Source organism: Pseudomonas ceruminis (assembly GCF_021602025.1).
Lineage (GTDB): Bacteria > Pseudomonadota > Gammaproteobacteria > Pseudomonadales > Pseudomonadaceae > Aquipseudomonas > Aquipseudomonas ceruminis.
In genome coordinates this window covers 193165-207331 of sequence record NZ_BQHW01000002.1, presented here as the reverse complement: position 1 = coordinate 207331, position 14167 = coordinate 193165, and the positions used below count along the sequence as shown (strand labels likewise).

Annotated in this window: 13 protein-coding genes; 3 read left to right on the top strand and 10 right to left on the bottom strand. The window is 63.6% G+C overall.

Going from position 1 to position 14167, the window contains the following annotated elements; genetic code table 11:
- Nucleotides 1-27 precede the first annotated feature (27 nt).
- The 6 genes from L6D80_RS03275 to L6D80_RS03250 all read right to left on the bottom strand — a co-directional run bounded on the left by L6D80_RS03275 (nt 28) and on the right by L6D80_RS03250 (nt 5822).
- Nucleotides 28-729 (bottom strand): DUF3053 domain-containing protein, encoded by a 702-nt coding sequence (locus tag L6D80_RS03275; RefSeq protein ID WP_176514107.1) that lies wholly within the window; start codon nt 727-729, stop codon nt 28-30.
- Nucleotides 730-881: 152 nt separating this feature from the next.
- On the bottom strand, nt 882-1595 hold the full coding sequence (locus L6D80_RS03270; RefSeq protein ID WP_176514319.1) for an ABC transporter ATP-binding protein: 714 nt from the start codon (nt 1593-1595) through the stop codon (nt 882-884).
- A gap of 39 nt (nt 1596-1634) precedes the next feature.
- Entirely contained in the window at nt 1635-2453 is an 819-nt protein-coding gene (locus L6D80_RS03265) for an ABC transporter permease (protein ID WP_176514106.1), read from the bottom strand.
- Nucleotides 2453-3430 (bottom strand): aliphatic sulfonate ABC transporter substrate-binding protein, encoded by a 978-nt coding sequence (locus L6D80_RS03260; protein WP_371263293.1) that lies wholly within the window; start codon nt 3428-3430, stop codon nt 2453-2455. The genes L6D80_RS03265 and L6D80_RS03260 overlap by 1 nt, the downstream gene beginning before the upstream one ends.
- A gap of 176 nt (nt 3431-3606) precedes the next feature.
- The gene (locus tag L6D80_RS03255; protein ID WP_223849156.1) at nt 3607-5163 is read right to left on the bottom strand and encodes an MDR family MFS transporter; all 1557 of its coding nucleotides are present in this window, start codon (nt 5161-5163) and stop codon (nt 3607-3609) included.
- Nucleotides 5160-5822: a TetR/AcrR family transcriptional regulator gene (locus tag L6D80_RS03250; RefSeq protein ID WP_176514104.1), complete on the bottom strand. Its 663-nt coding sequence runs from the start codon at nt 5820-5822 to the stop codon at nt 5160-5162. Before L6D80_RS03250 ends, L6D80_RS03255 begins: the two co-directional genes overlap by 4 nt.
- Nucleotides 5823-6038: 216 nt before the next feature.
- On the opposite strand from L6D80_RS03250, the gene L6D80_RS03245 reads away from it, so the two are divergent.
- Together L6D80_RS03245 and L6D80_RS03240 are read left to right on the top strand one after the other, a co-directional pair.
- Entirely contained in the window at nt 6039-6359 is a 321-nt protein-coding gene (locus L6D80_RS03245; RefSeq protein WP_054899614.1) for a hypothetical protein, read from the top strand.
- Between the two features lie 30 nt (nt 6360-6389).
- A complete protein-coding gene (locus L6D80_RS03240; protein WP_176514102.1) occupies nt 6390-7205 on the top strand; it encodes a substrate-binding periplasmic protein in 816 nt (271 codons plus the stop codon).
- Between the two features lie 18 nt (nt 7206-7223).
- Here L6D80_RS03240 and L6D80_RS03235 read toward each other — a convergent pair whose 3' ends face one another.
- Genes L6D80_RS03235 through L6D80_RS03225 form a run of 3 tightly spaced genes read right to left on the bottom strand, consistent with a single transcriptional unit; the run spans nt 7224 to nt 11290 of the window.
- Entirely contained in the window at nt 7224-8567 is a 1344-nt protein-coding gene (locus L6D80_RS03235) for a c-type cytochrome (RefSeq protein ID WP_176514100.1), read from the bottom strand.
- 18 nt (nt 8568-8585) lie between these two features.
- Nucleotides 8586-10835 carry a xanthine dehydrogenase family protein molybdopterin-binding subunit gene (locus L6D80_RS03230; protein WP_176514098.1) on the bottom strand — a complete coding sequence of 750 codons (2250 nt, stop codon included), beginning with the start codon at nt 10833-10835 and terminating at the stop codon, nt 8586-8588.
- Entirely contained in the window at nt 10835-11290 is a 456-nt protein-coding gene (locus L6D80_RS03225) for a (2Fe-2S)-binding protein (RefSeq protein ID WP_054899610.1), read from the bottom strand. The genes L6D80_RS03230 and L6D80_RS03225 overlap by 1 nt, the downstream gene beginning before the upstream one ends.
- Nucleotides 11291-11552: 262 nt before the next feature.
- On the opposite strand from L6D80_RS03225, the gene L6D80_RS03220 reads away from it, so the two are divergent.
- A complete protein-coding gene (locus L6D80_RS03220) occupies nt 11553-13739 on the top strand; it encodes an OsmC domain/YcaO domain-containing protein (RefSeq protein WP_176514096.1) in 2187 nt (728 codons plus the stop codon).
- 60 nt (nt 13740-13799) lie between these two features.
- On the opposite strand, the gene L6D80_RS03215 is transcribed toward L6D80_RS03220, so the two are convergent.
- Complete coding sequence (locus L6D80_RS03215) at nt 13800-14099, bottom strand: hypothetical protein (RefSeq protein ID WP_176514094.1); 300 nt, start codon at nt 14097-14099, stop codon at nt 13800-13802.
- Between the last annotated feature and the right edge of the window lie 68 nt (nt 14100-14167).

Below are 14167 nucleotides of genomic sequence, written 5' to 3'. Positions count from 1 at the left end.
CTTGCGCTCGTCCCCCTGTTGTGGCTTTTAGCGCCCCAGCATCACCGACTTCAACCGTGCCTGTGCCTGCTGCACGGTCTGGGCCTGGGTGTTGAGGTCGGCCAGCAAGGCATTCAGTTCAGCCTGGACCTTCGGGTCCGTCACCTTCACGATCGGCCCATTGATCTGGATCTGCGCCTTGTGCTGGTTCACGTAGTCGGCCACCTTCAGGCTGCTGTCGAGCGTGCCGTTGATCTGCGGCAACACTTGCAGGAAGGTATCGGCCGGCACACTGACGGTGCGATCGTAGGCCTTGTCGTAGACGACCTTGAGGTTCTGCGGCTGTTTGAGCTGGGCATGGGCGCTGTCGGCCTTGGCCTTCTGGTCCTGGAGCTGGGTACCCATGTCGTTCAGGCCTGCCTGGACCGCCTTGAGGTCATCACGGCGCGCCGTCACGTCCCCCAAAGAACGCACTGCGCCTTTCTGCAGCAGGCTGCCCAGGGGTTGCACTGCGGCATCCATGGCACCGTTGAAGTCGGTGATGACCGCATAATGCTCGCTGTAGGGGCCGAATTGCTTCGTTTCGTCCGCGCTGAGCTTGGGCACGTGAACCACAGGCTTGTCGACGATGCGGGTTTGCAGGAACTCGCTGAAGGCGGCGCGTTGTTTAGGTTCGTTGTCACCGCAGGCGGCCAGGGCAAGGGGCAGGGCGAGGGCAAGCAGCCAGCGGGGCCGGAACGAGACGTTCATGTCGATTTATCTCCTGAGGGTAAGCGTGCAGACCACCAGGCCGTGACCGCCGGATGGCGGCCAAAGCATAGGGTTTTCCAGCGGGGTATCCAACCCTTGGCTAGCCGAACTGTGATGGTTGCACGGCTGCCTGCCGCGTTTGCCCCAGAAAATCAGATGACCCGCGCACTGTGCAACGCTTCCAGTGCTTCTGCGCGCAGGCGCGCCAGCCGATCATCGCGCCGTTCGCGTGGGTAACCCAGACCCACCTGCAACTCACGGCAAACCGTACCAGGGCGGTTGCCGATCACCAGTACCCGGTCACTCAGGTACAGCGCCTCGTCCACATCGTGAGTCACCACGAGCAGGGCAATGCCATGCCGTCGCGCCAGCTCCAGCAGCAGGTCCTGCAACTTGAACCGGGTAAAGGCATCCACCGCACTGAACGGCTCATCCAGCAACAGCAACTGCGGTTGGCCATACAACCCACGCGCGATGGCAACCCGCTGGGCCATGCCGCCCGACAAGGCCTTGGGCAGTGCATCGGCGAAACCGGTCAGGCCCACTTCTTCGATCAGCGCGGCCACCCGCGCGCGGTCGTAGCCCTTGTCCTCGCTGAAGCCGATGTTGTCGGCCACGCTCAACCAGGGCATCAGCCTGGGCTCCTGGAACACAAAACCGACCTGCTCCGGGCGCCGGTGCAAGCGGCCGGTAAAGCCCTGGTCCAGTTGCGCCACCAGGCGCAGCAAGGTGCTCTTGCCGCATCCGCTGGGGCCGAGCAGGCTGACGATTTCTCCGGGTTGCAACTGCAGCGCGATGTTGCCGAGCACCGGCGTATCGCCGAACGACTTGCTTTCAACCTGCAGGTCGAGCAGCGGGTCAACCAGCGGGGCAGGAGGGTGAATATGCAGCGGTTGGTTCATGGTTCAGCCCCTCGGGTCCGTGCCGTCGAATGTATCGCGCCACGCCAGCCAGCGTTTCTCCAGCCCGGCCAGCAGCCCGTCGCTGAGCTTGCCAAGCAGTGCCAGCACGATGATTGCTGCCAGCACCAAGTCTGGCCTGGATGTTTCGCGTCCGTCGCTGAGCAAGTAGCCAAGCCCGCGCGTGGCCGCGATCAGCTCGGCGGCGACCAGGAACATCCAGCTCAGGCTCAATGCGCTGCGCAGCCCGGTGAACACCCCGGGGATGGCCGCCGGCAGCAGCACGCGTCGGGCCAGGCGCAGCGGGCCAAAGCCGTACATGCGCGCGACCTCGACCAGCTTGCGGTCGATGTTGCGGATCGCTGCCACCCCATTGAGGTACACCGGGAAGAACGCACCGATGGCGATCAGCGTGACCTTGGAGGTTTCGCCTATACCCAGCCACAGCAGCAACAACGGCACCCAGGCCAGGCTGGGGATCGCCCGCAGGCTCGCGAACGTCGGTTCGAGCCAGGCTTCGGCTTCGCGGCTCAAACCCACCCAGGCAGCGAAAAGCAAGCCGAGCATCGCGCCGATGGCAAACCCTGCAAGCACCCGCGAGAGGCTGGCGCCGATGTGTTTCCACAGGGCGCCGTCAGCCAGTTGCAACAAGGTTTGTGCCACTTCGCTAGGGGCGGGCATCTGGTAGGAGGGGATCCAGCCCAGGCGTACCACGGCTTCGAGCAGCAGGATGAGGCCCAGTGGCAGCGCCAGGCCCTTGAGCCGTCGCGGCCATTGCCGCTGCTGGCCAGGGCTTGCGGCCAGCAGGTTACTGTGGGTGTTCATCACTCGATGCTGGCCTTGCCGAAGGATGGATCGATCAACTGGTCGATCACTTGGTTGACGTCGACCCCGCGCTTGACCAGTTCCTCCGAGACCAGGATAGGGGCCGCAGCCTTGGAAGCAGTGACATCCTGGGCATTCAGTTGTGGCGCGGAAAGGTCGGTGCGCGACAGCTGCAGCTCGGCCACATCCAGCGGCAGCTTGGATTCGTCAGCCAGCAACTTGGCAAACGCCTCGGGGTGGGCGACGGCCCAGTGGCGTGCCTGCTCGTAGGCCTTGATCACTGTGGCGATGGTCTCTGGGTGCTGTTTGGCAAAGGCCTCGGTCACGCTGACGACACCGAAGCTGTTGAAGTCCTTGTTGCGATACAGCAGCCGCGAGCCGGCCTGCAGTTCGCTGGCGGCCATGTGCGGGTCCAGGCCGGCCCAGGCGTCGACGTCGCCTTTCTCCAGTGCGGTCCGGCCGTCCGGGTGTTGCAGGTGCAGCAATTCCACGTCGTCTTTTTTCAGGCCGGCCTTTTCCAGGGCACGCAAGGTGAACAGATAAGGGTCGGTGCCTTTGGTGGCGGCGATCTTCTTGCCCTTGAGGTCCTCGAGGGTTTTGAGCGGCGAGTCCTTGGCCACTACCAGTGCGGTCCATTCGGCGCGGCTATAGACGTACACCGACTTGATCGGGCTGCCGTTGGCGCGGGCTAGCACCGCCGAGAGGCTGGCAGAGGAGCCGAAGTCGACGCCGCCGCTGTTGAGGTACTCGAGCGAACGGTTGCTGCCCTGGCTGAATACCCAGCTGACCTTGGAGTCGGGCAGGGCTTTTTCTAGCCAGCCAAAGTGCTTGAGCACCAGGCTGACGGGTGAGTAGTAGGCGTAGTCCAGGCGCACTTCCTTGGGCGCGGTTTCGGCCTGGGCGGCCGGGTTCAGGCAAAGGGCAACCAGGCCGGCGGCGGCCAAGGTCTTGAGGCTACGGGGAAAGGCGAGGGCCAGGTCGGTCAGGCGCATTGCAGGTTCCAGTCGAATGAAGGTATGCACATTCGATTGCAGGGGGCATGCCAGATGGCCATACCCCCCGTGCCTGGGGGCTTCGCGGCTCAGGGCCGATGCGCAGGATGTGTGGCTGGCCACAGTCTGTTGATTGGCTGTTGCCCTGCCAACAGTCACCATCAGGCATGGGCTGACCGCAGCGGCACCTCCCGCAACAACCAGGACAACCCGAAGGCTACGCAGGTCACCCCCGCAGCCAGCAGAAATACCCCATGCATTGCCCCGGAGAACGCTGCAAGGTAGGCCTGCTGCAGGGGCGCTGCCAACGCATGCACGGCGGTTGGCGACAGGCTGGCAGCACCACCGGCATGGGCGGCGAAATCGCCTGGTAGCCCCTTCAGTAACGCGTGGGAAAACACGGCGCCGAACACCGATACGCCAACCGAGCCACCAATGGAGCGGAACAATGTGGCCCCAGAGGTGGCTACGCCCATATGGCGCCGTTCGACGCTGTTCTGCACGGCCAGGATCAGGACCTGCATCACCATGCCCAACCCCGCGCCGAGCAATCCCATGTACAGGTTCATCTGCCACATCGGCGTGTCCAGGTCGAGCCGGCTCAGCAAGCCCAGGGCAATGACCTGCAACAGCGTGCCGGCGATCGGGAACACGCGGTAACGCCCCCAGCGGCTGATCAGCCGCCCGGTGATGGCCGACACCACCAGCAGGCCGCCCATCAACGGCAGCATCTGCAGGCCGGCGCTGGTGGGCGATGCGTTCTTGACCACCTGCATGTACAACGGCAGGAAGGTGACCGAACCGAACAGCGAAACCCCAACGTTCAGGCCGATCAGCCCGGCAAGCACGAAGGTGCGGTGGCGGAACAGGTGCAGGGGCATGATCGGCTCGGGCGCACGGCGTTGTTCGAACACGAAGCCCGCCAGGCCGATCACTGTGAACAGCAGCAAACACAGGATGTCGAGCGAGGCCCACGGCAGCAAGCTACCGCCCAAACTGGTGACCAGCACCAGTGAGCCCAGGGTCACGGTGAGGTAGAAGGCGCCGATGTAGTCGACCACGTGTTTTACCGGGGCTACGTGCGGGCGGAACACACTGCCGATCACCACCACCGCCAGCAGGCCCAGCGGCAGGTTGATGAAGAAGATCCAGTGCCAGGACAGGTGTTCGACCAGAAACCCACCGATCAGCGGCCCAACCACCGTGGCCAGGCCGAACACACCGCCGAACAGGCCCTGGTAGCGGCCGCGCTCGGCGGGGGGGATGACGTCACCGATAGCAGCCATGGCCACCACCATCAGCCCGCCACCGCCCAGGCCTTGCAAGGTGCGGAAGAGGATCAGCTGGGTCATGTCCTGGGCCACCCCGCACAGTGCAGAGCCCAGCAGGAACAAGGCAATGGCGATCTGCAACACCCGTTTTCGGCCATACAGGTCACCGAACTTGCCGTACAGCGGTACCACCACGGTCGAAGCCAGCAGATAGGCCGTGACTACCCAGGACAACCAGCGCAGGCCACCGAGGTCGCTGACGATGGTCGGCAACGCCGTAGAGACGATGGTCTGGTCGAGCGCAGCGAGGAACATGACCAGCATCAAAGCGCCCAACAGCAGGGGAATGGAGGTTTGCGGTGGTGCTTCGGCGGCTGCGCCGGGGGTGTCGATGGACGTTTGCAGGGCGCTGCCTTGCACTGGAGAGTGGCGTTTGAGCACGGTCATTGGCCATTGCCCTGGGCAAAATGGCGCCCGGTTTCTTGCAGACCGGCCAGCGCAAAGCGGTACAGGTGGCCCGCTACTTCCTCCGCCGGCATACCAAGAATCTCGTGCAGTGCACCAGATGAGCCGCGTGGGCCAATCAGCAGCATGGCCCACGGTGCCGTGACGCACAGGATGCAGCGAGTCAGCGCCGGTTGCTCCGGCGCAATTGCCGTGATCTCGCTGAACAGGTTTTTTAGCAATGCCAGCTTCAGCGGTGCCCCGGCCTGCAAGTGCGCTTGGCCGTGCGGGCTGGGGGCGAGGAGCTCGGCTGCCAGCACCCGGAGGTGCCAGTTGTCACGCACCTGCGATGCCTTGTACACCACCAGTTCGACCAAAGCACGAAGCTTCTCGGTTGCAGGTTGATCGCCGAGGGCGATCCGCTGCAGGTCGGAAATGTCCAGAAAACGCCGCCGTGCTTCGTCGAGCACCGCCAGATACAGGCCGTTGCGGCTGCCGAAGTGGTAGTTGATCGAGGCCAGGTCCACCTCTGCTTTGGCAGCGACGGCCTTGTTGCTGGCTTCGGCATAACCCAGCGCGGCGAACAGCTCGCCGGCAGCCTGGAGGATGCGAATGCGGGTGGCTGCGCCATCCTTGCGTGGCTCGCGTGGGGCCGTGGCCATGGTTGCACTCCTGAAGGTATTGGATGGGCAGAGCGTGATCGGCTTTTATCCTAAATTCAATTTAAATTTAATTTAGGTGACAGACGCGTTGAACCATACCGTCAGGTCGGCTGTTGTACCCGGATGGCGCAGGCCACTAGGGGGAGAGGCCATACCTATGGTATACAAGTCTATTACCGACACCGCCGCCGCCCATTGTGAAACGGAGATTCGAAGATGACCGCCACCGACCGTCTGAGCCTGCTTCAGTATGAGCACCTGGGCCTGGACGATGTTGCCGCTGCTGAATTCAAGGTGGCCCTGGACGAGCTGCGCAAGCTGAGCCTGGAAGACCGCTACGAGCATCCCGCAGCCTTGCATCTGGGCGATATCGCTGATGCTGTGAACCGCCAGGAAATGGCTGAGGTCAAGAGCTGGGGCATTGGCTTCCTGCAGGGGCTGATCTGTGCCAAGGCCTTGCCCAAAGAGCAGGTGGAGGCGATGCGCAGTGTATTCCAGGCGGCGGCTGAGCGGGCCTTGGGGCGTATGCCCAAGTGATCCGCGCGCCCCAGGCACCGAGGGTTCCAGATGGTCGAGCGCTGTTCAGGCCGGGCCTTGCTCCTGTCGTTTTGTCTGTTTCTGCTGCCCCAGGCCGCGCTGGCGCAGGAGGTGTGTCGTCAATTGACGGCCACTGGTAATCCGGAATATCCCCCGTACCTGTGGCGCGATCCGCAGAACCCCCAACAACTGATCGGCGCCAATACCGACTTGCTCAAGCACCTTGGCCAGGCCCTGGGGCTGCAGGTGAATGTGGTGTACGGCGGGCCATGGTCGCGGGCTCAGGAGCAGGTGGGTACTGGCCGTATCGACATGCTGGCCGGCTACTTCCTGACCGAGGCTCGCGCGCAACGGATGGATTTCGTCAGTCCGCCATTCCTGATGACCCCAAGCGTTGTCTGGGTACGCCAGGACGCAGCCTTCACCTATCGCACCTGGGCTGACCTGCAGGGGCATAACGGTGGAACGCTGGTCAACAACAGCTACGGCCAGCAGTTCGACGACTACGCCAGGGGCAATCTCAAACTCGAAGCCGTGCCAAGCGCCAGGCAGGCCTTCGAAAAGCTGCTACACAAGCGTAACGATTACGTGATTTACGAGCAGTACCCCGGCATGGCACTGGCGCGCACATTGGGCGTGGACACGCAATTGAGAAGCCTGGAGCCGCCGGTCTCCAGCGAGGGGCTGTACCTGGCGTTGTCCCACGCCTCGCCGTGCAACCAACCCAAGCTGCGTGAGCAGTTGGCGCAAAAAATGAAGGAAATCGTCGCCGGCCCGCTTCCAGCGCGGTTGCTGGCGCAGAACCTGGAGCGTTGGCATCGGCAGCAGGCCGACGCGCAACCCTGAGGCCATGGGTGGATTGGCCTAGCGCATATGCAGGATGATCGGGCTGCTGCTGGCCGGGTCGGTGTGCTCGCGCAGCTTGCCCACCGCCCGCGCATCCACGGCACCGCCCTGATTGCCCCAGGTGCTGCGCACGAAGCTCAGCACGTCGGCAATGTCCTGGTCAGACAGCTGCTCGCGAAACGCCGGCATGCGGTAGGCATCCGGTAGTCCGGCGGCAACGATCCGCTGCGAACCATTGAGGGTGATGTTGATCGCCGACGCGTCTTCCTTTGCCAGCGCTGAGGTGGCGCCGGCCAGGGGCGGCATCCATTCAGCCTGGCCCTTGCCGTCCAGGCCATGGCACGTGGCACAGCGGGTCACATAGGTATGGCCGCCGGAACTGCCCAGGTGTTCGTCGGCAGATACCGCTTGGTACTGCCACGGCGCGCCGTCGCGCTGTGGGTCACCAGGCAGTGTTTTCAGGTAGCGGGCAATCGCGGCCAGGTCGTCATCGTTCATGAACTGCGTGGAGTTGTTGAACGCTTCGGTCATCGAGCCATAGACCACCGCGTGTGGGTTACGCCCGTGTTTGAGAAATTGCACGATCTCGCCCTCGCTCCAGCGTCCCAGGCCGGTGTTGGGGTCGTCACGCAGGCTGGGGGCGTACCAGCCATCGAGCAGTGCGCCGGCGAGGAAGGGTTTGCCGCTTTCGTCCAGCGCCTTTTCATTGAACGCCAGGCCGCGTGGGGTGTGGCAGCTGCCGCAGTGGCCCGGGCCTTGGACAATGTAGGCCCCGCGGTTCCACAGTGCGTCCTGCCCGGCCTTGGCGAGATAGGGCGTGGGAACGGTGAACAGGCCATTCCACAACGCGATAGGCCAGCGCAGGTTCAATGGCCAGGGGATGTCGCTGGGAATGTTGGCCTGTTGCGCAGGCTGGACGCCTTTCATGAAGAAGGCATACAGCGCCCGCACATCGTCATCGCTGAGTTTGGCATACGAAGGGTAGGGCATGGCCGGGTACAACCGCCTGCCTCCCGGCGCAACGCCATGCCGTACGGCACGGTCGAAATCCGCCAGGCTGTAGGCGCCGATACCGGTTGCCGGGTCGGGCGTCACGTTGGTGGCGTGGATCGCACCCAGCGGTGTGGCCATTTCCAACCCACCGGCGAAGGGCTTGCCATCGGGCAGGCTGTGGCAGGCGATGCAGTCGCCGAGGCGGGCGACATACTCGCCGCGGCTGACCAGCGCCGGGTCGAAGCTGGCCTGCTCAGCCTCGAAAGGCGAAGCGGGTTGGCGAGTGACGTACCAGGCCAGCAGGCCTGCGGTGATCAGGCACGCCAGCGCCAGCCAGCCTGCGGTTCTTGCCAAGCGTCGGTGGGTCATGGGGCGGTCCTTGTCCGGTCAGCTGAAGGTATGACGGCTCATCGGCAGGCTGCGGATGCGCTGGCCTGTAAGCTGCGCCACGGCGTTGGCCACTGCGGGCGCTACCGCAGGCAAAGGGGGTTCGCCGATGCCGCCCATCTTCGCCCCGCTTTCGACAATGCGTACATGCACCCGGGCCATGCGCGATGCCGGTAGGATCGGGTACAGGTCGTAATTGCGCGCACGTGGCTTACCCTCGTGGTACACGGCTTCCTCAACCAGTGTCTGGGACAGGCCGAGGGCCACGGCGCCATTGACCTGGGCTTCGATGATCGCCGGGTTGACGATGCTGCCAGGGTCGATCGCCTCCCAGATGTCGTGCACTTTCACTTGGCCTTGTTCAATCGACACCTCGGCGATCACTGCCGCTTCCGAGCCAAAGGGTGAGGCCATGGCCACGCCGCGTGCCCGTGTGCTGCCATCTTCGGCGGTGAACGGCCCGCGTTTCCAACCGCCGGACAGTTCGCCCACCGCCTGCAGCAGGGTGGTCAGGCGCGGGTTGTCGCGCAACAGGTGCAGGCGCAGTTCGAAGGGGTCCTTGCCGCCCTTGTCGGCCAGTTCGTCGAGAAACGCTTCGTAGAAAAAGTCGTTCAGTGAATTGCCCACCGAGCGCCAGTAACCCAGCATGGCCGGGCCTTTGACATAAATCTGCGCGATGCGCTTGTTGGCGATGGCGTAGGCCTTGCCCGATAGCCCTTCGAGCGCCGTCGGGTCATTTTTTTCGCCCTGCTTGCCCGCCAGGGCTTCCGTTGGGCCTTCGGTGGCACTCACCGCCTCGATGGCCACGGGCAGCCCCTCGGCATCGAGCCCGGCGCGAAACTTGACCACGGCGACGGGCCGCAATACGTCACGCAGAAACTCTTCTTCGCGGCTCCAGATCAGCTTCACCGGGCGGCCGACGGCCTTGGCCAGCAAGATGGCCTGCGGGTAGGGGTTGGCCGAGTCATAAAGGAAGTGGCGGCCAAAGAAACCGCCCAATAGCGGCGAGTGCAAGGTGATTTGAGCAGGTGCAAGGCCGGTGCGTTTGGCGATGTCGTCGCGGAACATGTCGGGGGCCTGGTTGGGCAGCCACACTTCCAGCGAACCATCGGGGTTGAAACGTGCCAGCGCGGACGGCGGCTCCAGTTGGGCATGGTTGAGGTATTGGTTGTGGTACGTGGCCTGGACCGTGGTGGTGGCACTGGCCAGCGCGTTGGCGACATCTCCTTCGTTCTCCTCGTCACGGGCCGGTCCCTGTTGCGCGGCCAAGTGTTCGCGCCACGCGTCACTGGAGAAGTCCGCAGGCATGGGCCGGACCTTGCTGTCGGCGGCAGGCTCCCGCCAGTCTACCTGGATAGCCTCGACTGCACGCTTGGCGTGCCACCAGCGTTCGGCTACCACTGCTACCGCGCCCGGTAGCTGATGCACTGAGTGCACACCGTTCATGGCCTTGACCTGCGCCTCGTTGCGCAGGCTGCCGACCGTCATGCCCAGGCGGGGCGCGTGCTGGACGGCGGCATGGAGCATGCCGTCAACCTTGATGTCGATGGTGTACAGCGCCTTGCCGGTGGACTTGTCGTAGGCATCGAGGCGCCGTACCGGTTTGCCGATCCAGCGGAACTGGCTGGGGTCACGCAGTTTCACGCGGGTCGGGTCTGGCACGGGCAGGTCCATGGCGCGTTCGGCCAGTGCTCCATAGGGCAACGCGCGGCCTGAGGCAGCATGCACGACTTTGCCTGGTTCGCTGCTCAGCTCGCTGAGGGGTACGCCGAGCTGCTCGGCCGCCGCTTGCAGCAACATGGCCCGGGCCAGAGCGCCGAGACGCCGCATGGTCGGGTAGCTCATGCGTACCGACATGCTGCCCCCGGTGATGCGCAGGCCGTTTTCCATCACCACGTAGGCTTCGCCAGGCGGTGCGCTATCGACCAGAAATGTCGCTGGGTCCGCATCGAGCTCCTCGCCGACGATCTGCGCCATGGCGGTGTAGGTGCCTTGACCCCCTTCCATGAACGGGCACAGCAGGCGCACCGTGCCGTCTGGGCGTATTTCCAGGAAGGCGGGCACCTGGGTGCCGCGCTCCGCTGTGGTTGCCGTAGCCGCGTGCACGCGGCTGGCGCCCAGCGGCAGCCCGAAGCCGAGCACCAGCGCGCCGGCTGTGGCACCGACGAGAAAGCGCCGCCGCGACAGGTTGACCATTTCACCCGGCGGCAGGCTGAGCACCTGCGTGGGCACCTCGACAGGCGTATTCATCAGGCGTTCTCCCCTTGAGCCAGCGCGTGAACGGCCGCATGAATGGCGTTGTAGGTGCCACAGCGGCACAGGTTGACCATCGCCGCATCGATCTGCGCATCGCTGGGGGAGGGGGTGTGTTTGAGTAACGCGGTGGCGGCCATCACCTGACCAGACTGGCAGTAGCCACACTGCGCCACCTGGTGCTCGACCCAGGCGGCGACCACGCGCTTGCCCACCGTATCGGCCTCGATGGCTTCGATGGTGGTCACTTCACGGCCAACCACGCCCGCCACCGGCGTGACGCAGGCGCGCACCACACTGCCGTCCACCAGCACCGAACAGGCGCCGCACTGGGCCAGGCCGCAGCCGTACTTGGTACCGGTAAGGCCCAGGTCATCGCGGATTACCCACAGCAATGGCGTGTCGGCGTCCGCCTCGACCTGGTACGTCGTTTGGTTGATGCGAAGTTCCATGGCTCACCTGCTGATCGTCGGTTGTGGTCGTCTTGTCGTCATGCAGGGAATGCGTCGTTCCCGATTCAGAAAAGCTAGCACAGGGCGATGACCGTCGGTCCGTCAGGCCCTGTGGCCTCGGAGGATCAGGCAAGCAATCCGCTGGAATGCGCAACTCGCCGTGGTTCGCGCCAGTCCACGAAGGCAAACAGGACTTCCAGGGCAAAAAACCGGATAATGCCGGCCAATTTCGTTTTGCACGCTTAAATCACGGTGTTCCCGCATGGAAATCAAGGTCAACTTTCTCGACAACCTTCGTCTTGAAGCCAAATTCGACGACTTCACGGTGATCGCCGACCAGCCGATCCGCTACAAGGGCGATGGCTCGGCCCCGGGGCCGTTCGACTATTTCCTTGCCTCGTCGGCACTGTGCGCCGCCTATTTCGTCAAGCTGTACTGCCAGACGCGGGATATCCCCACCGAGAACATCCGCCTGTCGCAGAACAACATTGTCGACCCCGAGAACCGTTACAACCAGATCTTCAAGATCCAGGTCGAGCTGCCTGAAGACATCTCCGAGAAAGACCGTCAGGGCATTCTGCGTTCCATCGACCGTTGCACGGTCAAGAAGGTGGTGCAGACCGGGCCCGAGTTCATCATCGAACAGGTCGACAACCTCGATGCCGATGCCCAGGGCCTGTTGATGCCGGTGGCCGACACCACCACCTATATCCCGGGCAAGGACCTGCCGCTGGAGCAGACCATCGCCAACATGTCCGGCATCCTCGCTGGCCTGGGCATGAAGATCGAGATCGCCTCGTGGCGCAACATCGTGCCTAACGTGTGGTCGCTGCACGTGCGCGATGCGCAGTCGCCGATGTGCTTCACCAATGGCAAGGGCTCGACCAAGGAGGCCGCGCTGGCCTCCGCACTGGGGGAGTTCATCGAGCGCCTGAACTGCAACTTCTTCTACAACGACCAGTTCTGGGGCGAGGACATCGCCAACGCGCCGTTCGTGCATTACCCGAACGAGCAATGGTTCAAGCCAGGCCCGCAGGATGCGCTGCCCGCCGAAATCCTCGACCAATACTGCCTGCAGATCTACAACCCCGATGGTGAGCTGCGTGGCTCGCACCTGTATGACACCAACTCGGGCAATACCGCACGGGGCATCTGTTCGTTGCCATTTGTGCGCCAGTCGGACCAGCAGGTGGTGTACTTCCCGTCAAACCTGATCGAAAACCTGTTCCTCAGCAACGGCATGAGCGCCGGTAACACCCTGGCTGAGGCGCAAGTACAGTGCCTGTCGGAAATCTTCGAGCGGGCGGTCAAACGTGAAATTCTCGAAGGTGAACTGTGCCTGCCGGATGTGCCACAGCAGGTGCTGGCCAAGTACCCGGGCATCGTCGCCGGTATTCAGGGCCTGGAAGAGCAGGGCTTTCCGGTGCTGGTCAAGGATGCTTCGCTGGGCGGCGAGTTCCCGGTGATGTGTGTGACCTTGATGAACCCGCGCACCGGCGGCGTGTTCGCCTCGTTCGGCGCGCACCCAAGTTTTGAGGTCGCGTTGGAGCGCAGCCTCACCGAACTGCTGCAGGGCCGCAGCTTCGAGGGCCTCAACGACCTTCCGCAGCCTACCTTCGAGAGCCATGCGCTGACCGAACCGAACAACTTCGTCGAGCACTTCATCGACTCCAGCGGTGTGGTGTCGTGGCGCTTCTTCAGCGCCAAGGCCGATTTCGAGTTCGTCGAATGGGACTTCTCCGGCCATGGCGATGACTCCAACAGTCAGGAAGCCGCAACGCTGTTCGGCATTCTTGAGGGCCTGGGTAAAGAGGCGTACATGGCCGTGTACGACAACCTCGGTGCCACCGCTTGCCGCATCCTGGTGCCGGGGTACTCGGAGATCTACCCTGTCGAGGACCTGATCTGGGACAACACCAACCGCGCGCTGATGTTCCGCGCCGACATCCTCAACCTGCACAGCCTCGACAACCGGGCATTGCGGGCGCTGCTCAAGCGCCTGGACAACTGCGAGGTGGACGACTACACCACCATCACCACGCTGATCGGTGTGGAGTTCGACGACAATACGGTGTGGGGACAGTTGACCATCCTTGAGCTGAAGCTGCTGATCTGCCTCGCGCTGCGCCGTTTCGAGGATGCCAAGGAGTGGGTCGAAGCGTTCCTGCAGTTCAATGACAACACCGTCGAACGCGGGTTGTTCTATCAGGCGCTGAACGTGGTGCTGGAAGTGGTGCTGGACGATGAGCTGGAGATGCAAGACTACGAGGCCAACTTCCGGCGCATGTTCGGCAACCCACGCATGGATGCGGTGCTCGGTTCGGTAGACGGTACGGTGCGCTTCCACGGCCTGACGCCAACCAGCATGAAGCTCGAAGGCTTGGACCGCCACCTGCGCCTGGTCGAGAGCTACAAGAAACTGCACGCTGCACGCGCCAAGGCGGTGTGACGGTTGCCAAGGGGCGCCTGGCGCCCCTTGGAGGGCGCACGATGTGGGGCGCTGTAGCCGCTAGTTCTTGCACTTGGCCATGACCACCTGGCAGGTGTTGGGTGTGCCTCCCGACCTGCCCGCATAACGGATGCAATTGTTCATCGATTTCTGCCGGGCGATGCTCAGCGTATTGCCCCAGGCCAGTCCGCCTTCCCCCAGGCTGGGCACCGCTTTGGCGAAGCAGTTCGAGCCGGCCGCCGCCGCGTAGTAGCGCGTCTGGCTGTGCCTGTTCGAACACCCGGTAGTCAGCGCCAGGCTAACGGCCAGCAGGGCATGCGCGGCCCACAGCGTGTACGGTCGTGCGGTATGAGCACTCATGCCCTGGGTTCCTTGCCTGGTTGAAGCGTTCGACGGTTAATGCTTTCAGGATATGTCAAACAAGCCAA